At 66.8% G+C, this 22949-nt stretch carries 21 protein-coding genes and 2 pseudogenes; 8 read left to right on the forward strand and 15 right to left on the reverse strand.

All coding sequences use genetic code 11. The features are described 5' to 3' along the window. Window positions 1–118 precede the first annotated feature (118 nt). Window positions 119–1036 (reverse strand): annotated as a pseudogene (mmsB, locus tag ACQY9P_RS19960) (3-hydroxyisobutyrate dehydrogenase); the annotation flags it as partial. 12 nt (window positions 1037–1048) lie between these two features. Between mmsB and ACQY9P_RS19965 the strand changes: the two are divergent. Then, window positions 1049–1214: pseudogene (locus ACQY9P_RS19965) on the forward strand (hypothetical protein). Here ACQY9P_RS19965 and ACQY9P_RS19970 read toward each other — a convergent pair. The 4 genes from ACQY9P_RS19970 to ACQY9P_RS19985 are packed head-to-tail and all read right to left on the reverse strand — an operon-like array spanning window position 1181 to window position 4876. Further along, complete coding sequence (locus tag ACQY9P_RS19970) at window positions 1181–1987, reverse strand: class I SAM-dependent methyltransferase (protein WP_421737496.1); 807 nt, start codon at window positions 1985–1987, stop codon at window positions 1181–1183. The pseudogene ACQY9P_RS19965 and the gene ACQY9P_RS19970 sit on opposite strands and share 34 nt — an antisense overlap. A gap of 60 nt (window positions 1988–2047) precedes the next feature. Then, window positions 2048–3100: an enoyl-CoA hydratase/isomerase family protein gene (locus ACQY9P_RS19975; protein WP_421738289.1), complete on the reverse strand. Its 1053-nt coding sequence runs from the start codon at window positions 3098–3100 to the stop codon at window positions 2048–2050. Beyond that, window positions 3100–3699: a histidine phosphatase family protein gene (locus ACQY9P_RS19980; RefSeq protein WP_421737495.1), complete on the reverse strand. Its 600-nt coding sequence runs from the start codon at window positions 3697–3699 to the stop codon at window positions 3100–3102. Before ACQY9P_RS19980 ends, ACQY9P_RS19975 begins: the two co-directional genes overlap by 1 nt. Before the next feature lie 37 nt (window positions 3700–3736). Beyond that, entirely contained in the window at window positions 3737–4876 is a 1140-nt protein-coding gene (locus tag ACQY9P_RS19985; protein WP_421737494.1) for an isobutyryl-CoA dehydrogenase, read from the reverse strand. 245 nt (window positions 4877–5121) lie between these two features. On the opposite strand from ACQY9P_RS19985, the gene ACQY9P_RS19990 reads away from it, so the two are divergent. The 4 genes from ACQY9P_RS19990 (at window position 5122) to ACQY9P_RS20005 (ending at window position 8696) form a co-directional block, all read left to right on the forward strand. Beyond that, a complete protein-coding gene (locus tag ACQY9P_RS19990) occupies window positions 5122–6624 on the forward strand; it encodes a flavin-containing monooxygenase (protein WP_421737493.1) in 1503 nt (500 codons plus the stop codon). A gap of 179 nt (window positions 6625–6803) precedes the next feature. Next, window positions 6804–7262: a DUF2147 domain-containing protein gene (locus ACQY9P_RS19995; RefSeq protein WP_421737492.1), complete on the forward strand. Its 459-nt coding sequence runs from the start codon at window positions 6804–6806 to the stop codon at window positions 7260–7262. A 49-nt stretch (window positions 7263–7311) separates the two neighbouring features. Next, on the forward strand, window positions 7312–8313 hold the full coding sequence (gene hemB / locus ACQY9P_RS20000) for a porphobilinogen synthase (RefSeq protein ID WP_421737491.1): 1002 nt from the start codon (window positions 7312–7314) through the stop codon (window positions 8311–8313). Then, window positions 8313–8696 carry an NUDIX hydrolase gene (locus tag ACQY9P_RS20005; protein WP_421737490.1) on the forward strand — a complete coding sequence of 128 codons (384 nt, stop codon included), beginning with the start codon at window positions 8313–8315 and terminating at the stop codon, window positions 8694–8696. The genes hemB and ACQY9P_RS20005 overlap by 1 nt, the downstream gene beginning before the upstream one ends. On the opposite strand, the gene ACQY9P_RS20010 is transcribed toward ACQY9P_RS20005, so the two are convergent. Next, window positions 8693–9301, reverse strand: coding sequence for a TetR/AcrR family transcriptional regulator (locus tag ACQY9P_RS20010; RefSeq protein WP_421737489.1), 609 nt, complete (start codon window positions 9299–9301; stop codon window positions 8693–8695). The genes ACQY9P_RS20005 and ACQY9P_RS20010 overlap by 4 nt on opposite strands. A gap of 71 nt (window positions 9302–9372) precedes the next feature. On the opposite strand from ACQY9P_RS20010, the gene ACQY9P_RS20015 reads away from it, so the two are divergent. Continuing rightward, entirely contained in the window at window positions 9373–10221 is an 849-nt protein-coding gene (locus ACQY9P_RS20015; RefSeq protein ID WP_421737488.1) for a metal-dependent hydrolase, read from the forward strand. 2 nt (window positions 10222–10223) lie between these two features. Here the strand turns inward: ACQY9P_RS20015 and ACQY9P_RS20020 are convergent, their stop codons facing one another. After that, complete coding sequence (locus tag ACQY9P_RS20020; protein WP_421737487.1) at window positions 10224–11078, reverse strand: NAD(P)-dependent oxidoreductase; 855 nt, start codon at window positions 11076–11078, stop codon at window positions 10224–10226. Between the two features lie 205 nt (window positions 11079–11283). Here ACQY9P_RS20020 and ACQY9P_RS20025 point away from each other — a divergent pair, with 205 nt between their 5' ends. Both ACQY9P_RS20025 and ACQY9P_RS20030 read left to right on the forward strand, forming a co-directional pair. Continuing rightward, complete coding sequence (locus ACQY9P_RS20025; RefSeq protein WP_421737486.1) at window positions 11284–12183, forward strand: flagellar motor protein MotB; 900 nt, start codon at window positions 11284–11286, stop codon at window positions 12181–12183. Window positions 12184–12283: 100 nt separating this feature from the next. Continuing rightward, window positions 12284–13123: an arginyltransferase gene (locus ACQY9P_RS20030; RefSeq protein WP_421737485.1), complete on the forward strand. Its 840-nt coding sequence runs from the start codon at window positions 12284–12286 to the stop codon at window positions 13121–13123. A 53-nt stretch (window positions 13124–13176) separates the two neighbouring features. Here the strand turns inward: ACQY9P_RS20030 and ACQY9P_RS20035 are convergent, their stop codons facing one another. The 8 genes from ACQY9P_RS20035 to parC form a co-directional block, all read right to left on the reverse strand. Further along, the gene (locus ACQY9P_RS20035; protein ID WP_421737484.1) at window positions 13177–13944 is read right to left on the reverse strand and encodes an SDR family NAD(P)-dependent oxidoreductase; all 768 of its coding nucleotides are present in this window, start codon (window positions 13942–13944) and stop codon (window positions 13177–13179) included. A gap of 11 nt (window positions 13945–13955) precedes the next feature. Further along, window positions 13956–14897, reverse strand: coding sequence for an NAD(P)H-dependent flavin oxidoreductase (locus ACQY9P_RS20040; protein WP_421737483.1), 942 nt, complete (start codon window positions 14895–14897; stop codon window positions 13956–13958). Further along, complete coding sequence (locus tag ACQY9P_RS20045; RefSeq protein WP_421737482.1) at window positions 14894–15856, reverse strand: quinone oxidoreductase family protein; 963 nt, start codon at window positions 15854–15856, stop codon at window positions 14894–14896. Before ACQY9P_RS20045 ends, ACQY9P_RS20040 begins: the two co-directional genes overlap by 4 nt. Window positions 15857–15898: 42 nt before the next feature. Further along, complete coding sequence (locus ACQY9P_RS20050) at window positions 15899–17221, reverse strand: serine hydrolase domain-containing protein (RefSeq protein ID WP_421737481.1); 1323 nt, start codon at window positions 17219–17221, stop codon at window positions 15899–15901. Window positions 17222–17352: 131 nt separating this feature from the next. After that, window positions 17353–18531, reverse strand: coding sequence for a saccharopine dehydrogenase family protein (locus ACQY9P_RS20055; protein ID WP_421737480.1), 1179 nt, complete (start codon window positions 18529–18531; stop codon window positions 17353–17355). A 104-nt stretch (window positions 18532–18635) separates the two neighbouring features. Then, on the reverse strand, window positions 18636–19214 hold the full coding sequence (locus ACQY9P_RS20060) for a TMEM175 family protein (RefSeq protein WP_421737479.1): 579 nt from the start codon (window positions 19212–19214) through the stop codon (window positions 18636–18638). Between the two features lie 23 nt (window positions 19215–19237). Continuing rightward, window positions 19238–20581 carry a serine hydrolase domain-containing protein gene (locus ACQY9P_RS20065; RefSeq protein ID WP_421737478.1) on the reverse strand — a complete coding sequence of 448 codons (1344 nt, stop codon included), beginning with the start codon at window positions 20579–20581 and terminating at the stop codon, window positions 19238–19240. After that, window positions 20578–22857 (reverse strand): DNA topoisomerase IV subunit A, encoded by a 2280-nt coding sequence (gene parC, locus ACQY9P_RS20070; protein ID WP_421737477.1) that lies wholly within the window; start codon window positions 22855–22857, stop codon window positions 20578–20580. The genes ACQY9P_RS20065 and parC overlap by 4 nt, the downstream gene beginning before the upstream one ends. Window positions 22858–22949 lie beyond the last annotated feature (92 nt).

Here is a 22949-nt window from a genome sequence, read left to right on the forward strand (position 1 = left end):
ATCCGCGTTTCGCACGCACGGACGGCCGTTGTCCACATAGGGACCATTACTTACACATTGGGAATAGGACATTTGGCGCGCTGGCGAGTTCTGGATAATTTGAGAACAATTCTCAAATTCAACCTAGTTCACCCAAGCGACCCCGCAACAACTGGATCACGGCCGAGAAATCCTTTCCGCCGAATCCGTTGGCGTCGAAGAGCGCGTAGAGGGCCTCGGCCTGGGCGCCCATGGGCGTCGAGGCGCCCGACTTGGCGGCGGCGTCCTGGGCCAGCTTGAGGTCCTTGAGCATCATGGCGGTCGCGAAGCCGCCCTCATAGCCGCGGTCGGCCGGGGTGGCGGGCCCCACGCCGGGAACGGGGCAATAGGTCGAGACCGACCAGCACTGGCCCGACGACTTGCTGGCGATCTCGAAGAACCGGTCGGCCGCCAAGCCCAGCTTCTCGGCCAGGGCGAAGGCCTCGCAGGTTCCCAGCATCGAGACGCCCAGCAGCATGTTGTTGCAGATCTTGGCCGCCTGCCCCGCCCCGTGATCGCCGGCATGGATGGTCACGCGCGACATCGGAGCCAGCGCCGCCTCGACAGCGGCGAAATCGGCGGTGTCGCAACCGACCATGAAGGCCAGGGTCCCGGCCTCGGCGGCCATGATCCCGCCCGACACCGGCGCGTCGGCGAACCGGAAGCCCGCCGCCTTCGCCTGTCCGGCCACGGCGCGGGCGCTCTCGACGTCGATCGTGGAGCAGTCGAGCAGCAGGGCCGACCTGGGCGCATGGGCCAGGATCTGCTCGCCATAGACCGTCCGCACATGCGGTCCGGCTGGCAGCATGGTGATCACCACCTCCGCGTCGGCCACCGCCTCGGCCACCGACGCCGCCGCGTGACATCCCGCCGCGACGGCCCGCTCGACCGCCGCCGCCGACAGGTCGAAGGCCCTGACATGGTGCTGGGCCTTGGCCTGGTTGGCGGCCATGCCGCCGCCCATGTTGCCCAGGCCGATAAAGGCGATGCGGGTCATGCTGATGGTGCTCCCAAATGCGAACCGCGCCTCATGGGCGCGGCTCTTGTCATTGTCAGTGCGTCCTTCGAGGCTCGCCTATGGCTCGCACCTCAGGATGAGGAAGCCAGAAGACGTCCCTCATCCTGAGGCGCCCGCAAAGCGGGCCTCGAAGGACGCAAGGCCTCAACGCGCCGAGGCCGGCTTGCGGAACTTGTAGACGAACTGGTCGGTCTTGCCGCGGATCGACGGGTCGAACACGCTGACCTTGCGGGCGTCGGCCGGATCACGAAGGATCTTGCTCTCGCCCTCGAAGATGAAACCAGCCGCGGTGACTTCCGACCTGACCACCGCCGAGTCGATACGGTGCAGGGTCTCGGTGTCGCGCAGGCCCGAGCCGGCTTCGGCCGAGTGGTCGATGACCAGGAACACGCCGCCCGGCTTCAGCGAGCGGAACACGGCCTTGTTGACGGCCGACAGATCGGCTGGGCCCATGAACTTGTCGTGCATGTCGTGATAATTCTGGGCCGTGAACACCAGATCCAGCTTCTCGGGCGCCGAGAAGTTGGGGAGCGTGTTCAGGATCACCGTCACGTTTTTGTAAGCGGGGTCCCGGGCGATGGCGTTCACCGCCGGTTCGCGCTTGGCCATCTTGGTCAGTTCGTCAGGCACATAGGCGTAGACACGCCCCTTGGCGCCGACCGCCTTGGAGAAGATGCGGGTGAAATAGCCGCCGCCCGGGATCAAATCGGCCACCTTGCCGCCCGTCTTGACGCCCGCGAAGGTCAGGATCTCGGCGGGAAGGCGATCGGCGTCGCGGACCATGTCGGCGGCAGGACGCGCCGGATCGGAGACCGCGGCGGCGATATTGGCCGGAATGGCGACGGCCACAGGGCCCGAAGGCGGCGGGGGCGGAGGCGGCGGTCCCATGGGCGTCGTGGCGCACGCGGCGAGTGCGAGCACGGCGACGAGACTGAGAAGCGGCTTACGCATGGCATTCCTTCCGAACCAAGGCTTGTTCTGGTTGCGCGGCACGATAGCGCACGACATCCGCTACGTCAGCGGTGTCCACTCCTCGCCCGGTGGAAGCGGCGCGAAAATCTCGTCAAGCAGGCTGTCGGTGACGCCCTCAAGCGTGGCGGGCGACCACCGGGGCGCATTGTCCTTGTCGATGATAACCGCCCGCACCCCCTCGATGAAGTCGTGCATGCGGACCACGCGCGAGCCGATCCGGTATTCCATCGCCATGTGCTCGGCGAAGTCCTCGGCCGCCTCGCCCAACTCCAGTTGCCGGAAGGCCACCTTCAGGGTCTGGGGCGACTTGGTCTTCAGGATCGCCAGTTGGGCCTTGCCCCAGTCGCTGGAGTCCATCTCCAGGAACTCGAAGATCTCTTCTACGCTGCCCCCGACGAACAGGCGGTTGAGATCCTGTTCGATGCTGGCCAGCGGCGCCTTGCCGGCGTCGGCGCGGAACATCTTCAGCGTCTCGTCGATGCGGCGGTGATCGGCGGTGATCGCCTTCTTCAGGCCCTCGATCGCGCCGAACTCGACGAAGTGGGTGGCGATCCCCAGACGCAGACAGTCCGCGCCCTTGATCCGCGCCCCGGTCAGGGCCAGCCACAGCCCCGCCTTGCCCGGCAGACGCGGCAGATACCAGCCACCGCCCACATCGGGAAACAGGCCAATGCCCGTCTCGGGCATGGCGAAGGTCGTCCGCTCGGTGGCGATCCGGTAGTGGGCCGGCATCGAGATGCCGACTCCGCCGCCCATCACCACCCCGTCCATGATCGCCACGATCGGGCGGTCATAGTGGAACATCAGGTGGTTGAGCCGGTATTCCGTGTGGAAGAACTGGCGCGCCGCGACGCCGTCGCCCGCCCCGCTGTCGGCCAGCATGCGGATGTCGCCGCCGGCGCAGAAGCCGCGCTCGCCGGTGTGGTCGATCATGACCATGTCGATCTCGGGATCGGCCTGCCACTCGACCAGGGTGTCGATCATCTTTTCGCACATGCCCAGGGTCAGGGCGTGCAGGGCCTTGGGCCGATTGAGGGTGATGCGGCCGACGTTTTTATGAACGCGGACAATGATCTCGGCGGGGTCGTTCATCATGCGGGTTCCTCGACGGGTTCGCAGTCCAGGCGGTGGATCTGGCCCGCGCTCAGGCGAAAGAGCGCGTCCTGCGGCACGTCCTGGGCCAGGGTCTCGTCGCGCGACAGGCCGGCATAGGCGCCGCGCAGCAGGCGTCCCGCGATGCCGTGGCTGACCACGATCAGCCGACGCTCCGGTTCGGGCGCCTGCTCGGCCAGCCAGTCAGACACCCGCGCCATCACCTGCTCATAGGTCTCGCCGCCGGGCGCGGTGAAGAACCACTCGGGACTTTTGAAGGCCTCGGGGTTTTCGCGATGCACATCGGCGTAGAGACGCCCTTCCCATTCGCCGACCGTCAGTTCCATCAGCCGATCATCGAACGCGACCGTCATGCCAAGCCGGTCGGCGATCGCCTGGGCCGTATCGCGGGCCCGCCGCAGCGGGCTGGCGACGATCCGCCAGTCGGCGGACGGCTCCCCCGCGATCTGGTCATGCAGCAGGTCGGCCATGGCGGCGGCCTGCCGCCGGCCCAGAGGCGTCAGGTCGGCCTCGGTCTGGCCCTGCAGGCGGCGTTCGCGGTTCCACTCGGTCTGGCCGTGGCGGCAGAGATAGATCACGTCAGGTCCTGGGTTCTGCGAAGGGCTGGCGCAGGCTCTACTGCCGAAAGATCTCGCGCGCTATGATGACGCGCATGATCTCGTTGGTGCCTTCCAGGATCTGGTGCACCCGCAGGTCGCGGACGATGCGCTCCAGCGGATAGTCCTGCAGATAGCCGTAGCCGCCGTGCAGCTGCAGCGCGTCATTGGCCACCTGGAAGCCGGCGTCGGTGGCGAAGCGCTTGGCCATGGCGCACAGCTTGGTGGCCTGCGGGTCCTTGTTGTCGAGCGCATGGGCCGCGCGGCGCACCATCAGGCGGGCGGCTTCCAGTTCAGTCGCCATGTCGGCCAGCTTGAACTGCAGGGCCTGGAAGTCCTTCAGCGGCTTGCCGAACTGGTTGCGGGTCTCAAGATAGGCCTTGGCGGTGTCCAGGGCCAGTTGCGCGCCGCCCAGCGAGCACGAGGCGATGTTCAGGCGCCCGCCGTCCAGGCCCATCATGGCGAAGCGGAAGCCCTCGCCTTCCTGGCCGATGCGGTTGGCGACCGGCACGCGGCAGTCGTCGAAATTGACCTGGGCGGTCGGCTGGCTATTCCAGCCCATCTTGCGCTCATTGGCGCCGAAGGTGAGACCCGGCGTCCCCTTCTCGACCACGAAGGCTGAAACGCCCTTGGCGCCGTCGCCGCCGGTGCGGGCCATCACCACATAAACGTCAGACACGCCGCCGCCCGAGATGAAGGCCTTGCCGCCGTTCAGGACGTAGTGGTCGCCCTCCAGCCTGGCGCTGGTGCGCATATTGGCCGCGTCGGAGCCTGAGCCCGGCTCGGTCAGGCAATAGCTGGCGATCAGCTCCATGGTCGTCAGGCGCGGCAGATAGCGCTGGCGCAGATCCTCGGATCCGAACCGGTCGATCATCCACGAGGCCATGTTGTGGATGGTGAGATAGGCCGCCGTCGGCACGTCGCCGTAGGACAGCGCCTCGAAGATAATCGAGGCGTCGAGGCGCGACAGGCCCGTGCCGCCCACGTCTTCCTGCACATAGATGCCGGCGAAGCCCAGTTCGGCGGCCTGACGCAGCACGTCGACCGGGAAGTGCTTCTTCTCGTCCCACTCGGCGGAATGCGGGGCAAGCTGTCCCTCGGCGAAGACGCGAGCGGCCTCCTGGATGGCGGCCTGATCTTCGGTCAGCGCGAAATCCATGCGCGAAATCCTCCCGTCAGGGGCATATGCGCCCTCATCGTCTTGGCGCTGACGTGCCGCGCGCTGTAACCCTTGTCAATGAGCCCTCGGCCGCGTGACCAACGATGCGCTCGAAGAAACTGCTTGATCCATGTCAAACAGGACGTCAGCCTCAAGTTTACAGTGATTAGTTAGGCGTCCGAAAGAGGCGTCCGGGAGAGAAACACGGCGCGGCCGACAGGTCCGCCGACTGCAGGAGGCGCCACATGACCCAAACCGCCACGCTCGAAAGAGCGTCCGACAAGACCCAGACCGAACATTTCGACGTCATCATCGTGGGCGCGGGCATATCCGGCGTCGGCGGAGCCTATCACCTGACCCAGCAACGCCCGGGCGCCAGCTTCGTGGTGCTCGAGGCCCTGGAGGACTTCGGCGGCACGTGGCGCAGCCACACCTATCCCGGCATCCGTTCGGACAGCGACCTCTACACCTTCGGCTATCGTTTCAAGCCCTGGGTCGGACCGCCGATCGCCAGCGCCGCCGAGATCCTGACCTATATGGGCGAGGTCATCGCTGACAACGATCTGGCGCGCCACATCCGCTATCGGCACAAGATCACCCAGGCCAGTTGGTCCAGCCAGGACAAGCTGTGGACCCTGGAGGTCACGCGCGGCGACGGCTCGACCCAGCGCTTTACGACGGGCTTTCTGTGGATGTGCCAGGGCTACTATCGCCAGCTGCAGGGCTACACGCCGCAATGGCCCGGCATGAGCGACTACAAGGGCCAGATCATCCACCCGCAGGAGTGGCCCAAGGACCTGGACTACAAGGGCAAGAAGGTCGTTGTGATCGGCTCGGGCGCCACGGCGGCGACCCTGGTGCCGGCCATCGCTGGCGACTGCGCCCATGTCACCCTGCTGCAGCGCTCGCCGACCTATTTCGTGCCCGGCCGTAACGAGAACGACCTGGCCAACACCCTGCGCGAACTGCAGATCGACGAGACCTGGATCCACGAGATCGTGCGTCGCAAGGCCCTGTTCGACCAGGAGATGTTCACCCACCGCGCCGTCGCCGAGCCGGAAGTCGTCAAGGCCGAGTTGCTGGAGGGCGTGAAGGCTTTCCTGGGCGAGGACTTCGACATCGCAAAGCACTTCACGCCCCGCTATCGCCCCTGGCGCCAGCGGATCGCCTTCGTGCCGGACGGCGATCTGTTCCAGGGAATCGCGTCGGGCAAGGCCTCGATCGTCACCGACGAGATCGAGCGCTTCACCCCGACCGGCCTGCTGCTGAAGTCGGGCGAAACCCTCGACGCCGACATCATCATCACCGCCACCGGCTTCAACCTGAACGTCCTGGGCGACATCGCCTTCAGCGTGGACGGCAAGCCGCTGACCTTCGCCGAGACCGTCACCTATCGCGGCATGATGTTCACCGGCCTGCCCAACATGGTCTGGGTCTTTGGCTATTTCCGCGCCAGCTGGACCCTGCGGGCCGACCTGATCGCCGACTTCGTCTGCCGCCTGCTGGCCCACATGGACGAGAAGGGCGCCAAGGAAGTCCAGGTCGCGCTGCGTCCGCAAGACAAGGACATGCCGCTGTCGGACTGGATCGATCCGGAGAACTTCAATCCCGGCTATCTGATGCGCGGCATGCATCTGCTGCCCAAGGCCGGCGACAAGCCGGAATGGCGTCACACCCAGGACTACTGGCTGGAAAAGGACGAGCTGCCGGCCATCGACCTGGACGATCCCTGCTTCGTCTATTCCTGAACATTCGGGTCCCTCCGACGACGCCCGAAAGGACGCCGTCGGGGCGGTCCAGCCCCGACCTGGGGTGTGGCCTGAAATCCTCCGTTACACGACGTGAATCGGCGGAATCACGACCGCCCCTTGCTAACCTTGTCCCGCAGCCTCAAATCACGCCCTTCGAAGAGGCGTCGGTTTTCTGGATGCGTATCGTGAAATTGGCTTTTGCCGTCCTGACGGCGACCCTGGCTTTGGGTTCGGCCGCGGCCCAGGCCGCCGGCGAGGATGACATCGCGCGCACCTATGGCGTCTGGCGCAATCCTCACGACACGGTTCACCTGGAAATCAAGGACTGCGGTCCCAGCACCTGCGGCATCGTGGTCTGGGCCAGCGCCAAGGCGCAGGCCGACGCTCGCAAGAGCGGCTCCGACACTCTGATCGGCCAGCAGCTGCTGCGCGACTTCGAGCCGCAAAAGGCCGGCGGCATGCGCGGCAAGGTCTACGTGCCCACCCTGAAGATGACCTTCCAGGGCACCGCCGAGCTGCTGGACGGCAAGACCATGAAGGCCAAGGGCTGCGTGATCGGCAACCTGCTGTGCAAGTCGCAGGTCTGGACCCGCATCGACAGCGGCTACAACATGGCCAGCCGCGCGGCTCCTTAAGGGCCGTGGCGCCTTGCCTCGCGCCGCCTCCCGCGCGAAACCGTGAAGCATGACCACGCCCCCGCTCGCCCCCTACCCCGCCACCCGCCTGCGTCGTGTTCGCCAGGCTGACTGGACCCGCCGCCTCGTCCGCGAGACCGAGGTTCGCCCGTCCGACCTGATCTGGTCGATGATCGTGCACGAAGGCGAAGGCGTGATCCCCGTCGGCTCGATGCCGGGCGTCGAGCGCCTGAGCGTCAAGGAAGCCGCCAAGGCCGCCGTGCGGGCCCGCGATCTGGGCATCCCGGCCATCGCCATCTTCCCGCACATCGACGGGGCCCGTAAGGACTCGACCGGCTCGATCGCCGCCGATCCGAACGGCGTCATCCCCCGCGCCGTGAAAGCCATGAAGGACGCCGCCCCCGAGGTCGGCATCATGTGCGACGTGGCGCTCGACCCCTTCACCGACCACGGCCATGACGGCGTGGTCGAGGGCGGCAGGATCCTCAACGACCCGACCATCGAGCGCCTGATCGAACAGGGGCTGATGCAGGCGCAGGCCGGCGCCGACATCCTGGCTCCGTCGGACATGATGGACGGCCGCATCGGCGCGCTTCGTGCGGCTCTTGAGGGCGCGGCCTTCCAGGACACCCTGATCATGTCCTACGCCGCCAAGTACGCTTCGGCCTTCTACGGCCCGTACCGCGACGCCATCGGCTCGGCCAAACTGGCCGGCGGCCAGGGCGACAAGAAGACCTACCAGATGGACCCGGCCAACACCGAGGAAGCCATCCGCGAGGTCGCCCTCGACATCGCCGAGGGCGCCGACATGGTCATGGTCAAGCCGGGCATGCCCTATCTGGATATCCTGCGCCGCCTGGTCGACGAGTTCCGCATGCCCACCTACGCCTTCCAGGTCTCGGGCGAGTACGCGATGATCAAGGCCGCCGGGATGAACGGCTGGATCGACGAGGAGCGCGCCATCCTCGAGAGCCTGACCGCCTTCAAGCGCGCCGGCGCGGCCGGCATCATCACCTATTTCGCGCCGTGGGCGGCGGAGAAACTGGGCTAGTGCCCGCCAAGACCATCGACATCGTCACCGCCGTGATCCGCGACGACGCCGGCCGGATGCTGGTGGTGCGCAAACGCGGCACGGCCATCTTCATGAAACCCGGCGGCAAGCGCGAGCCGGGCGAGGATGACCTGACGGCCCTGGCCCGGGAACTCGACGAAGAACTGGGCTGCCGGCTGGTCGAGGCCCAACTTCTGGGCCGGTTCGAAGCTCCCGCCGCCAACGAGCCCGGCTTCACGGTGCGGGCGGCGACCTATCTGGCCACGGTCGAGGGCGAGATCGCTGTGCGCGCCGAGATCGAGGCCATGGCCTGGATCGACATCGCCGATCCGGGCCACATCGCCTTGGCGCCGCTGATGCGCGTGGTGCTCGCCGCGCTTTAAACCGTCGCCGCGTCCAGGCGAGCCTGCAGTATGCCCAGGGCCACGTCGCGCGCCCGGCCCTGCGGCTTGCCCAGCAGGTCACTCAGCGGCGGCCCGAACAATCCGACCCCCAGGGCGAAGGTCACGCAGCCCAGGATAAAGTCGCCCAGGATCTCGACCGAGACGCCGGCCACCTGATTGATGCGGGCGTCTATGACCTCCTGAACCGCCCCGCGCACGCTGGTCATCCGCGACGCCTCGCCCGTCAGCACCAGCCAGGCGGCCAGGCGCGCCGCCCCCTTGGCCTCGAACGCGTCGAACAGCGCCCGCATCCCGTCGCCAGCCAGAACGGCCGCATCGCCGTTGGTCGCGGTGATGGCGATCACCTCGTCGACCAGTTGCCGGATCATCCGCTCCATCAACGCCGTCTGCACGCCGTCGATCGAACCGAAGTGGTGCAGCACGGTGGCGTTGGCCACCCCCGCCCCCTTGGCCACCTCGACCAGCTTCAGGTCCTGCGGCCCGGAGGCCAGCAGGATCGTCTCGGCCGCCGCCAGGATGTTGTCGCGCGACGCTTCGGGAGAACGCCGTTGCCGGGCGCGAGGTAAGGAGGACTCTATTGACATTTTTGTCGGTAAGGCCATTTTAGAGACGGGCTTGCGGAGACAAGCCCTATCCCGAGGCAGGAACGAACGCCATGGCCGCGCCGCGCAACACTCCCCAGGACGTCCAGGTCATCCCGCGCGACCTGCATTTCGACACCCAGGCCGTCGGCAAGGGCGCCTGGCTGGGCGGCGATGTCGTGGGTACGGCGGTGTTCAACGCCCTGTCCCTCACCTTCCCCGACGGCGAGCGCCTGTTCATGGACGCGGTGCGCCACTATCGCCCCAAGCTGTCGGGCAAGCTGCTGGACGACGCCAAGGCCTTCATCACCCAGGAAGCCATCCATTCGCGCGAGCACGTGGCGATGAACGGCGGCCTGGACCGCGCCCGCTATCCCGTCGCCGCCATCGAGGCCCAGGTGAAGGAGCGCACCACCATGGTGCGCGGCAAGGGCCCGATGGCGATGCTGGGCGCGACCATCGCGCTGGAGCACTTCACCTCGATGATGGCCGACTCGTTCATGCGCAACGACGACCTGTTCGAGAACACCGACCCCGAGATGAAGCGCCTGTGGCAGTGGCACGCCCTTGAAGAGACCGAACACAAGGCCGTGGCCTTCGACGTCTTCCAGGAGGTCACCAAGGACTGGACGCCGCGGAACCGCTATCGCCTGCGCGTCCGGGTGATGGTGCTGATCAGCATCATGTTCACCCGCAACATCACCCGCTACGCCTCCGACCTGCTGGCCGCCGACGGCATGAAGCCGGGCGTCGCCCGCGCCAGGGTGCTGTGGTTCCTGTTCGGGACGCCCGGCCTGTTCCGCCGTTGCGCGCGGGAATACTGGGCCTGGTATCGCCCCGGTTTCCATCCCTGGGACCATGACAACCGCGAGCGCCTGCAGGGTCTGCGCGACGCGTTCACCCCGGCGATGGCGGCGGAATAGCGCTAGCGCTCCAGCCGGGCGACCAGGCTGGATGTGTCCCAGCGATGGCCGCCAAGGGCCTGAACCTCGCCGTAGAAGTCGTCGATCATCGCGGTGACCTCCAGGCGGGCGTTGTTGCGCGCGGCTTCGTCGAGGGCGATGCCCAGATCCTTGCGCATCAGATCGACGGCGAAGCCGAAGTCGAACTTGCCCTGGGCCATGGTCGCCCAGCGATTCTCCATCTGCCACGACTGCGCCGCGCCCTTGGAGATGGCGGCCAGCACGTCGTCGGTCGGCAGGCCGGCGCGCTTGGCGAAGTGCAGCGCCTCGGCGACGCCCTGGATCACGCCGGCGATGGCGATCTGGTTGCACATCTTGGTCAACTGGCCCGCGCCGACATCGCCGATCCGGCGGATGGCCTTGGCGTAGGCGGCGATGACCGGTTCGATCCGGGCGAAGGCCGCCTCGTCGCCGCCCGCCATGATCGTCAGCTGGCCGTTCACCGCCCCTGCCTGACCGCCTGAGACCGGCGCGTCGATGAAGGACCGGCCGCCCTCCTCCGCCAGCCTGGCCATCTCGCGGGCGACGACGGCGGAGGTCGTGGTGTGGTCGACGATCACGCCGCCCGCCGCCATCGCCGGCAAGGCCTGCGCCACGACGCCGCGGACGTCGTCGTCATTGCCGACGCACAGCACGACAAGATCACAGCCCGCCACCGCCTCGGCGATCGTCTCGAACGCCGGACCGCCATGCTCGACCGACCACGCCCGGGCCTTGTCGGGGCTACGGTTGAAGACGGAAACCTCGCGGCCGGCGGCCTTCAGGTGACCCGCCATCGGGTAGCCCATCACGCCCAGGCCGATAAACGCCGTCTTCATGTCGATCACTCCCGCGCCTGCGGGTCCGATCGGACCCACGGCTCAATCTAATGGCCATGAGCGCGTCGCGCGGAGAACCGCCGACACTTTCGCCTGAGGCGCTCGTGAGGAGCCCGCGATTTCGCCTGCAATGACCCGCTTCGCAACCCCATCTTAACGTCCACAGGTCAACTTCCGACGACAGGGTTAAGCAGGCTTAAGCACTATGGCCGTCAGCGCCGAACAGCCGATCATTATCAAGAAGGTCAAGAAGGTGGTCGGCGGCGGCCACCACGGCGGCGCCTGGAAAGTCGCCTATGCCGACTTCGTGACCGCGATGATGGCCTTCTTCCTGCTGATGTGGCTGCTGAACTCGACCAGCCCCGAGCAAAAGCAGGGCATCGCCGACTATTTCGCGCCCGCCAGCATCTCGTCCACCACCAGCGGTTCGGGCGGCATCCTGGGCGGCACCTCGCTGGGCGACGACGGCGCCAAGGCCGACGGCAAGATGTCGGTTGTTCAGCAGATGGCCCCCGAGGCCCCCGACGACATCCAGAAGGACGGCCAGAGCTCGACCCAGGCCAGCCTCGACTCGGCCAGCGAGCAGGCGCTCCGCGACGCCCTGGCCAAGAAGGAACAGGACAGCTTCGCCTCGGCCGCCCAGTCGCTGCGCCAATCTCTGCAGGACATGCCGGAGCTGGCCGAACTGTCCAAGCAGATCATGATCGACCAGACCCCCGAGGGCCTGCGCATCCAGCTGATCGACCAGGAAGGTCGCTCGATGTTCAAGGAAAACTCGCGCGAACCCAACGACCGGGCCCGGATCCTGCTGCGCGCCGTGGCCAAGGTGGTCAACCAGCTGCCCAACCGCATCACCGTCTCGGGCCACACCAGCGCCAACGCCCAGGGCCGCGCCAGCGACAGCGACTGGTCGCTTTCGGCCTCGCGCGCCGACGCGTCGCGCGCCGTGCTGCGCAACGCCGGCGTCGCCGATGACCGCATCTATCAGGTCTCCGGCAAGGCCAATTCCGAGCCGCTCTATGCGGACGACCCCACGCTTGCCGGCAATCGCCGCATTTCAATCGTGCTGCTGCGCGAAAAGCCGGTTCTGCCCGATGGTCTGTGACGCGATGCCGCGCGGCGTCTCGGCGCCGCTTGCGAAAACCTCGGCGATGCCGCCTAATCACCCGCCGGCAAAGAGCCGCTAGAAGGGAGACGGCGCTTCCGTGACGCAGCATTTTCCGACGCGACAGCTTCGGTTCTTTCTCACGGCGCCGACCCCATGCCCCTATCTGCCGGGCCGGGAAGAGCGAAAGGTCTTTGCTCACCTGCCCCTGTCGGATGGCCCCACGGTCAATGACAGCCTCACCCAGGTGGGCTTCCGTCGCTCCCAGAACATCGCCTACCGCCCGGCGTGCGAAACCTGCCGCGCCTGCCAGTCGGCCCGCGCGCCGGCGGCGGACTACGTCTTCTCACGCTCCGAGCGCAAGGTGCTCAGCCGCAACGGCGACCTGGAACGCCATCTGGTCGAGTCCGAGGCGACGCTGGAGCAGTTCGAGCTGTTGCGCCGCTACCTGCTGACACGCCACGCCGATGGCGGCATGGCCGAAATGACCTGGCCCGACTATGTGGCCATGGTCGAGGATACGGCGGTCCGCACCCACCTGATCGAATATCGCCGCCGCTCGCACGACCGCGGCCCGGGCGACCTGATCGCCTGCGTGCTGGTGGATGTGCTCTTCGACGGCCTGTCGCTGGTCTACAGCTTCTATGACCCCGAACTGGTCAAACGCAGCCTGGGCTCGTTCATCATCCTGGATCATCTGGTCCAGGCCCAGCAGACCGGCCTGCCCTATGTGTATCTGGGCTACTGGGTGCCGGGCAGCGAGAAGATGGCCTACAAGGCCCGCTACTCGCCCCTGGAAATCCTCAAGCCCGGCGGCTGGGCCCTGATGTCGGCCCGCGAGCGCGGTGCGCGCTCGCCACGGGCGCTGGGCCCGCGCGAGGCCGAGGATCGCGACCTGGACATGAGCGACGCCGAGCCGGCGATACTGGACGACCTCTAGCGCCTTTTCTTCCGCTCTTCCCGGCGAAAGCCGGGGAGAGCGGAGAATGGATTTTAGCGCGCGAAGCTGACCCCGCCGTCCACCGTGACGGCCGAGCCCATCACATAGTCGCCGGCCCGCGAGGCCAGGAAGATGGCTGTGCCGGCCATGTCCTCGTCCGTGCCGATCCGGCCGGCGGGAATGGCCTTGGACACCGCGTCGGCATGATCGCGGGCGACCTTGTTCATGTCCGAAGCGAAGGCGCCGGGCGCGATGGCGCTGACGGCGATGTTCTCGGGAGCCAGGCGCAGGGCCATCCGCTTGGTCAGATGCAGCAGGCCGGCCTTGGACGCGCCGTAGGGATAGGTCTCTTCCTTGGCCACCGACTGGCCGTCGATCGAGCAGATGTTGATCACCTTGGCCACGCGATCCTTGGCGGCCGCGCGCAACTGGCCGATCAGGGCCTGGGTCAGGAAGAACGGCGTCTTCATGTTCAGATCGACGGTCTTGTCCCAACCGCTCTCGGGGAACTCGTCGAACGCCGCGCCCCAGGCCGCGCCGGCGTTGTTGACCAGGATGTCCAGCTTGTCCTCGCGCTCGGCGATGCGCGAGGCCAGGCCCTGGATGCCTTCCATGGTCGAGATGTCGCCCGGCAGCGAGACGCATTCGCCATACTGGCTGAGCTCCTCGGCCGTCGCGTCGCAGGCGGCGGCCTTGCGGGCGGTGATGTAGACGCGCTTGGCGCCATAGACGAGGAAGCCCTTGGCGATCATCGCGCCGATGCCGCGCGAACCGCCGGTGACGACCGCGACGCGGCCTTCGAGCGAGAAGAGGTTGTTCATGGTCATGTCCTTCAGAAGCCGCGCGTGGCGGCCAGGGCGCCGAGGCGTCCGGTGATGTCGTGGAACTGGGCGACGGTCTCGTCGATGATCTGCTGAGCCGTCTTGACCTCGTCGATCAGGCCGATGGTCTGACCGGCCAGGGCGGGCGCGGCCTCCATGTCGCCGCCGAAATAGACGCCCAGGATGCCCTTCAGGGCGTCGGGCGGCATCAGGCCTTCATCGTAGATGGCCTTGGTGCGCTCGGACTTCAGGGCCCGGATGCAGGGACTGGACTTCTTGTTGAGGATCCAGGTGCCGGTTTCCTTGCCGCCCGTGATGGCGGCCTTGTAGTTCTCGTGCACCGGGCTTTCGGCCGAACTGACGAAGCGGGTGCCCATCTGGATCGCCTCGGCGCCCAGGGCGAAGGCGGCGGCCATGCCGCGTCCGTCACAGATGCCGCCGGCCGCGATCAGCGGCACATCGACCCGGGCGCGGATGGCCTGCAGCAGCACCAGGGTCGAGACCTCTTCGGGGTTCTTGAAGCCGCCCCCCTCGGCGCCCTCGACCACCAGGCCATCAATGCCGGCCTCGGCGCATTTGACTGCCGCATCGACGGTGGGCACCGCGTGATAGACGACGATGCCGGCGTCCTTCAGCGGGCCGATGAACTTGGCCGGACTGCCCGCCGAGGTGGTGACGAACTTGACCCCGCTCTCGCAGACGAACTTCAGCATGGAGTCATCGCGCAGGAACAGGATCGGCAGGTTCACCCCGAAAGGCAGGCCCGTTTCCGCCATCTTGCGGATCTCGGCCTTGCAGTTCTCGGTCTCGCCCGACGAGGTCTCGATGATGCCCAGCCCTCCGGCCCGCGACACCGCCGAGGCCAGGGGATAGCGCGCGATCCAGCCCATCGGGGCCTGGACGATCGGATATTTGGCCCCGGTGTGGGCCAGCACGCGATTGGTCTGGCTCATGGGATCAACAGCACCCGGCCCACGGCCGCGCGGCTCTCGATATAGGCGTGGGCGGCGGCGGCTTCCGACAGCGGGAAGGTCCTGTCGATAACCACCTGCAGCTCGCCTCGCGCGGCTTCGTTGATCAGTTGTTGGATCATGTCGTGGACGCGGTCGGTCATGATCTCGGCGCCCAGAAACACGCCCGTCAGCGAGCGGTTGCCGCCCATCAGCGACGAGACATCCACCATCATGGGCTCGCGGCCGGCATTGCCGACCAGCGAGACGCGGCCCCGATAGCCCAGAGCGCCGAGGCTGCCCTTCAGCGTCGCGCCGCCGACCGGATCGACCACTAGGTCGACGCCCTTGCCGCCGGTCAGCTTCATGACCTGCTCGACCACGTCATCGCGGCCGTAATTGATGCCATGGTCGAGACCGAAGGCCTTCAGGCGTTCCAGCCGCTCATCGCTGGAGGCGGTGGCCAGAACCGTGGCGCCGGCCCGCTTGGCCAGCTGGATGGCGGCGATGCCGACGGCGCCCGCCCCGGCCTGGACCAGCACGGTCTCGCCGGCCTTCAGATGGCCCGCGCCGAACAGGCACTCATGCGCCGTGCCGAACGGCACCGGCATGGCCGCGGCCTTGTGCAGGTCGAAGCCCTCCGGGATCGGCCAGGCGTTGCGAGCGGGCACCGAGCGCAGCTCGGCGTGTGAGCCGAAGGCGTTCACGGTGACGACCTTCTGGCCGACCTTCAGGTGGGTGACGTCGGCGCCGACCTCGATGATCTCGCCGGCCGCCTGATAGCCGACGATATGCGGCGTGCCGGCCATCGCTCCGCCACCGCGATTGAGGGTGTCGCCGCCCTCGATGCTGACCGCCTCGACCCGGATCACCACGCCCGAGGCGTGGCAGACCGGATCGGCGACATCCTCATAGCGCAGCACGTCCGGCGAACCGGTTTCGTAATAGACGGCGGCCTTCATGGCGCTCTCTCCCTAAATCGTCTTCTTATTGATTAAACTTGGCTATTTCGAAGGATCGACCAGCGCCGAATAGACCAGCTGCTGGCTGATATCGTCGAGATTGCGCAGGGCCGGATCGCCGTCCTTGTTGAGGATGTGGATCATGCCCAGGAAGAACAGGTCGTTCTTCGGATCGATCCAGAACCAGGTGCCGGCCGCGCCGCCCCAGCTGATCGTGCCCTCGCCCGCCGGCGTGCCGGCCTTGGCCGGATCGGTGATCACCATGAAGTCCAGGCCAAAACCCTGGCCCCGGGCATTGGTGAACGAGCCCTCCTTGCCGGTCATGATGCCGTCATTGAGGTGGTTGGCGCCCATCAGCTTGATCGTGCTGGGCGACAGGATCCGCGCGCCGTCCAGCTCGCCGCCATTGAGGATCATCTGGGCGAAGCGGGCATAGTCGGCGCTGGTCGAGACCAGTCCGCCGCCGCCCGAGGCCACGGCCGGCGGCTTGCTGATATCCAGCACCATGAAGCCCGCGGCCGGAACCAGCTTCTGTTCCTTGGGACCCCACAGATACAGCGACGCCAGGCGATCAGACTTGGCGGCCGGCAGGTAGAAGCCGGTGTCGGTCATCTTCAGCGGCTCAAAGATCCGTGTACGCATGAAATCGGCCAGCGACATTCCCGACAGCTTCTCGATGATGAAGCCCTGGATATCGACCGAGGCGCTGTATTTCCACTGCGCGCCCGGCTGGCCCACCAGCGGCAGGGCCGCGACCTTCTGGATGAACTCCTGCCCGGTCTTGCTACCCAGCACGCCGGTCGAGACATAGGCCTTGTCGATGGGGTTATCGGGAACCAGACCATAGGCGAAGCCGCCCGAATGGCTCATCAGCTCGCGCATCGTCGGCGGGCGGGCGGCCGGCTCGGTGATGAAGGTCCCGTCGGGGTTCTGACCCTTGTAGACCTGCAGCTTGGCGAACTCGGGCACGTACTTGCTGACAGGGTCGTCCAGGCGCCACTTGCCTTCCTCGAACAGCATCATCATGGCCACGCCGGTGATCGGCTTGGTCTGGGAATAGATCCGGAAGATGGTGTCCTTGGTCATCGGCGGGCCGTCGAAGCCCTTCTTGCCGTGCACCTCGAAGGCCACGACCTTGCCGTGGCGCACGACCATGGTGGTCACGCCGGGCAGATGGCCCTGATCCACGAGCGCCTGCATGCTGGCGTCCAGAGTCTTCAAGCGAGCACTGGAAAAGCCGACGCTTTCGGGCGCGGCCGGCGCAAGGGTGACGGCCGGACTGCTCTTGGGAGCCGCGTAAAGCGGCGCGCCCAGCGCCAGGAACCCGACCGCGACGGCGGTCCCGAACAAACGACGCAAAGCCATCAGCCCCACCTTTTCGAACACTTGTTTTAGGCGACCTTAGGAGAAATCCCCTCGGTTGCGCAGCGAGATTTTCTCTAGGCCCGGAGCATGTCGCTCGCGTGACCCCTGCACCCGCCCCTGGGGGACAGGGATCATTCCACCGCGAACTTCAGCCCGGCATGGGCCTCCAGCCGATCGATCAGCTTGCGCTGCATGGCCGCGCCGGGCGTCCAGACCCCGCCGGGGACATCTGTCGCCTCGGTCACCAGGCAAACCGCCGACTCGGCGATCATCTTCGACGTCGAGCCATAGCCGGGGTCCTTGTCGCCCTTCACCGAGGCGCGGATCTGTCGGCCATCGGCCGCGATACCCAGGAACAGCACGTCGTAGAAGCCCGTCTCGCGCTCTTCCTTGCTGGGGCCTTCGCCGGGCCTGGGACCGCCCTCGCCGCCCAGTCCGCCGTCGGACGCGGCGATCATCCGGGCGATCTGTTCACCCTGCTCACCCGGGCCGGTCAGCATCATCTCGTCATAGACGAAGTCGGCGCCATAGGCCTGGCCCAGCAGGGCGTTGGAGCGGTGGACGTTGCGGGTGTTGATCGCCGCCATCACGAACGGCGCGGCCCAGACGCCGAGGTCCTCATCCAGCATCGGCTTGTTCCCTGACGGCTGATCCGGCCCCTTGAAGCCCGGAACCAGCGAGAACGGGTTCTTCAGCAGCTCGATGATCGCCGAGTCGCGCGCGGCGGCGGCCATGGTGGCCTTCAGGCTGGCGGCCGTGCCGCCCGAGAAGCCGCCCTTCATGCCGCGAACCCGGCCCTTCACGCGCGGGACAGGTCCGCCCAGCGTGGCCCTGGCCGCGTCCTGCAGGAACCAGACGCCCAGCTCGAACGGGATGGAATCGAAGCCGCACGAGAAGACGATCCGCGCGCCGGTCTTCTGGGCCGTGGCGTGATGCGCATCGATCATATGGCGCATCCAGGCCGGCTCGCCGCACAGGTCCAGATAGTCGGTCCCGGCCTCGGCGCAGGCCGCCACCAGGGCCGAACCATATAGCTGGTAAGGGCCGACCGTGGTCAGCACCGCCTTGGTCCGCTCAACCATGGCCTTGAGGGAATCGGGATCATCGGCGTCGGCGGTGACCAGCGGCGTCTCGGCGGGCGCGCCGATCTCGTCGCGGACGGCCGCCAGCTTTTCCAGGCTCCGTCCCGCCATCGCCCAGCGCAGCTTGCCGCCGACGCCGTACTGCCTGGCCAGATATTCCGCCACCAGCCGGCCGGTAAAGCCGCTGGCGCCATAGACGATGATATCGAATTCAGCCGCCGGGTTCATGCGCCCCTCCCCCAATCTTGTTGTCGCAGGTCTTGTTGCAGGCAACATGACCGGGTTGGAGGCTTCGCGCAAACGGCCGTTTGAATGGAGAAGGGGAACAGGAGTTAGTCCGCGCGCAGCACGCGTTCGATGCGTCGGTCGGGCACGAACCAGATCACCGCCACGGCCACATAGCAGCCGACAGCCATCCACGAATTCACGAAGGCCAGGGCGATGCCGGCCACATAGAGCACCAGCGAAAGCTTGGACTTGCGGTCCTTGCCGAAGGCCCGGGCCAGTTTCGAGTCCGCGCCCTCGTGCCGGGTCATCAGCCTGGCTAGCAACATGAAGGCCAGGGCGCACATCAGCATGACGCCGCCGTAGAGCGCGATGGGTATGGACGCGAAATGGTTCTCGCCCATCCACGCGGTGACGAAAGGCACCAGGGACAGCCAGAACAGCAGGTGCAGATTGGCCCACAGGATCGGCCCGGTGACCGAGGTCACCGCATGCAGCATGTGATGGTGATTGTTCCAGTAGATGCCGACATAGATGAAGCTCAGCACATAGCTGAGGAACACCGGAATCAAGGGCTTCAACGCCGAAAGTTCTGCGCCATGCGGAACCTTCAGCTCCAGCACCATGATGGTGATGATGATGGCCAGGACGCCGTCGCTGAACGCCTCGAACCGCCCCTTGCCCATGACCGCGCCCCCCGCTGATCCGCCTACTGTTCCGGATGCTCCAGGGCCTGATAGACCAGCGTTCGGGTCGTGGCGTCCAGACCTGAACCCACCCCGCCCAGGCGCTGGATCATGCCGATGAAGAACAGGTCATTGGCCGGGTCGATCCAGAACCAGGTGCCGGCGCTGCCGCCCCAGCTGATCGTGCCGGGCCCGACCGGAGCGCCCGAGGCCGCCGGATCCACCGCCACCGCGACGTCGAGGCCATAGCCCATGCCCAACGCGAACGGGAAAGGCTTGGCGTTGGCCGTGGGCTGCAGCACCCCGGCCGTTCCGTTGGTGGTGACCGTGAAGCTGGCCGGCAGCTGGTTGAGCCGCATCAGGGCCACGGTCTCCGGCTGCAGGATGCGCGTCCCGTCCAACTCGCCGCCATTGAGGATCATCTGGGCGAACCGGGCGAAGTCATGGGCCGTCGAGACCAGTCCGCCGCCGCCCGACGGGGCCAGGGGCGGCTTGGTGACGTCACGCCACGCCCCTTCGACCGCCGGGATCAGGCGGCCGGCGGAGTCGGCGTCATACAGAGCCGCCAGGCGGCCGACCTTCTCCTGCGGCACATAGAAGGCCGTGTCGCCCATGCCCAGCGGAGCGAAGATCCGCTCCTGCATGAACACCGGCAGCGACTGGCCCGACAGTTTCTCGACGATATAGCCCTGGATGTCGGCGGCGACGCTGTAACGCCACAGGGTCCCGGGCTCGGCGAACATCGGCAGGGTCGAGACCTTGCTGACCAGCTCATTCAGTGACCCCGACTGCAGCACGGCGGCCTTGTAATAGGCCTGGTCGGCGGGGCTGGAGGGGTCGTCGGCGATGCCATAGGCGAAGCCCGCCGTATGGGTCATCAGCTCGCGCATGGTCGGCGGCCGCGAGATCGGCGTCAGGATCGGGCGGCCCTCGGGGTCCATCTTGACGACCCGCAGATTGGCGAACTCCGGCACGTACTTGCTGACCGGATCGTCCAGCTTCCACTTGCCCTCGTCATACAGGATCATCATCGCCACGCCGGTGACCGGCTTGGTCTCCGAGCGGATGCGGAAGATGGCGTTGGCCGGCATCGGGTCGGCGGTTTCCAGCCCCCGCTTGCCGAATGCGGCCGTCTGCACGATGTGGCCGTGGCGGGCCAGCAGCGTCACCGCCCCGGCCACATGGCCCTGATCGACCATGGCCTGCATGGCCTCGTCCAGCTTCTTCAGCTTGGGCGACGAAAAGCCGACCGCCTCGGGCCTGGCGTGCGGCAGGGGCTGAGCGACAACCCCGCCGGCCGCGGCGGCGCAGCCGAGCAGGCTGGCGACAAATCCGATCGCCTTCCGTCTCAGCCGCGCGCCGTTCATTTCGGCTTGAACCGTTTCGAGGTGGGGAAGCCCTTGGGCGCGACCTTGCCGGCCCCGGCCCGCTTGCCGACGAAGGTCTGCCAGTCGGTCCAGTCGCGACGCCGGCCCGCCCCATCGATCCAGTAGCCGCCGGTCTCGGCGTTGAACGACAGCGCGTCGCGCAGGCCGCCCTCGCGATAGGCCTGCAGCTTGACGCCCTTGCCGCGCGGCATTTCCGGCAGCTCTTCCAGCGGGAAGATCAGGATCTTGCCGTTGTCGCCGATGACGCCCAGTTGGTCGCCCGTGGCTTCCAGACAGAAGGCGGCGCCGGCGGCGTCGACGGTCAGAACCTGCTTGCCGGCCTTGCGATTGGCGAGCGCTTCTTCCTCGGGCATCAGGAAGCCATAGCCCAGCTTCGAGGCCAGAATGCGTTTGCGGCCAGCCTTGTAGGGGAAGACGTCGAGGATCTTCACCTTGTCATCCAGCTCGATCATCATCCGCAGCGGCTCGCCATGGCCCCGCGCGCTCGGCAGCTTGTCGCAGCCGATCGTGAAGAAGCGGCCGTCGGAGCTGAAGATCAGCAGCTTGTCGGTGGTCTCGGCCGGGACCAAGAAGCCCAGCTTGTCGCCTTCCTTGAACTTCAGTTCGGACGGATCCTCGACCTTGCCCTTGGCGGCGCGGATCCAGCCGCGATCCGACAGGATGATGGTGATCGGTTCACGGACGATCATCGCCTCGATGGCGGCCTCGGCGTCGACCAGGGGCGCGTCGGCGAAGATCGAGCGGCCGATGGCGCCGGTCGGACGGCCGCCCTTGTCCAGCGGATGCTTGATCTTCAGCAGCGCGGCGCGGACATGGGCCAGGCCTTCGCCGACCAGCTTCCATTGCTTCTCATCGCTGGCCAGCATGGCCAGGATGCCGTCGCGCTCTTCCATCAGCTCGGCGTGCTCGCGGCGGATCTCCATCTCCTCCAGCTTGGCCAGTTGGCGCAGGCGGGTGTTGAGGATGGCGTCGGCCTGGATGTCCGAGAGCTTGAAGGTCTCGATCAGCTTGTCTTTGGGCTTGTCCTCATAGCGGACAATCCGGATCACCTCGTCGAGGTTCAGATAGGCGATCAGCAGGCCGTCCAGGATGTGCAGACGGGCTTCGATCTTGGCCAGGCGATGTTTGGCCCGGCGGGTCAGCACCTCGCGGCGGTGCGCCAGGAACGCCATCAAGGCCTGCTTCAGGCCCATGACGCCCGGCGTGCCCCGCGCGTCCAGCACGTTCATGTTGACCGGGAAGCGGCTTTCCAGCGCCGAGAGCTTGAACAGGCTCTCCATCAGCACTTCGGGCTCGACGTTCTTGGACTTGGGCTCCAGCACCAGCCGGATGTCTTCGGCGCTCTCGTCGCGCACGTCGCCCAGCAGGGCCGCCTTCTTGCTCTCGATCAGGTCGGCCAGTTGCTCGACCAGATCCGACTTCTTCACCTGATACGGGATCTCGGTGACGACGATCTGATAGGTCCCGCGACCGGTGTCTTCCTTTTCCCACTTGGCGCGGACGCGAACGCCGCCGCGGCCGGTCTCGTAGGTTTCCAGCAGGCTGGCGCGCGGCTCGACGATAACGCCGCCGGTCGGGAAATCAGGCCCGGGCACGCGCTCCAGCAGGTCTTCGGTCGTGGCGTCGGGGCGAGCGAGCAACAGTTGGCAGGCGTCGATCAGCTCGGCGGCATTGTGCGGCGGGATCGAGGTGGCCATGCCGACCGCGATGCCCGACGAGCCGTTGGCCAGCAGGTTGGGGAAACCTGACGGCAAGACCACCGGCTCCTCGTCCTGGCCGTCATAGGTGGGACGAAAATCGACCGCGTCCTCGTCGATGCCGTCCAGAAGCAGCGTCGCCGCCTCCGTCATGCGGCATTCGGTGTAGCGCATGGCCGCGGCGCTATCGCCGTCGATATTGCCGAAATTGCCCTGGCCCTCGACCAGCGGGAAGCGCTGAGCGAACTCCTGGGCCAAGCGCACCAGGGCGTCATAGATCGACTGGTCGCCGTGCGGGTGGAAGTTACCCATCACCTCACCCACCACCTTGGCGCACTTGCGCGCGGCGGACTCCGGGTTCAGGCGCATGTTGTTCATCGCGTACAGCACGCGACGGTGGACGGGCTTGAGCCCGTCGCGCACGTCCGGCAGGGCCCGCGAACTGATCGTCGACAGGGCATAGGCCAGATAGCGGCGCGACAGGGCCTCGGTCAGAGGCTCGTCAAGGATGCGGTCGCCGTCGCCAGGACCGCCGGGGGGAAGGACAGGTTTGTTCATCGGGGAGATTCGTTACGCGGGCAGTCACTCTAGGGCATGATGATTGGCGTTTGAATCATCATTTGAATCCGCTCTCCCCGGCGAAAGCCGGG

Origin of the sequence: Caulobacter sp. (assembly GCF_965279145.1) — a bacterium.
Classification (GTDB): Bacteria; Pseudomonadota; Alphaproteobacteria; order Caulobacterales; family Caulobacteraceae; genus Caulobacter.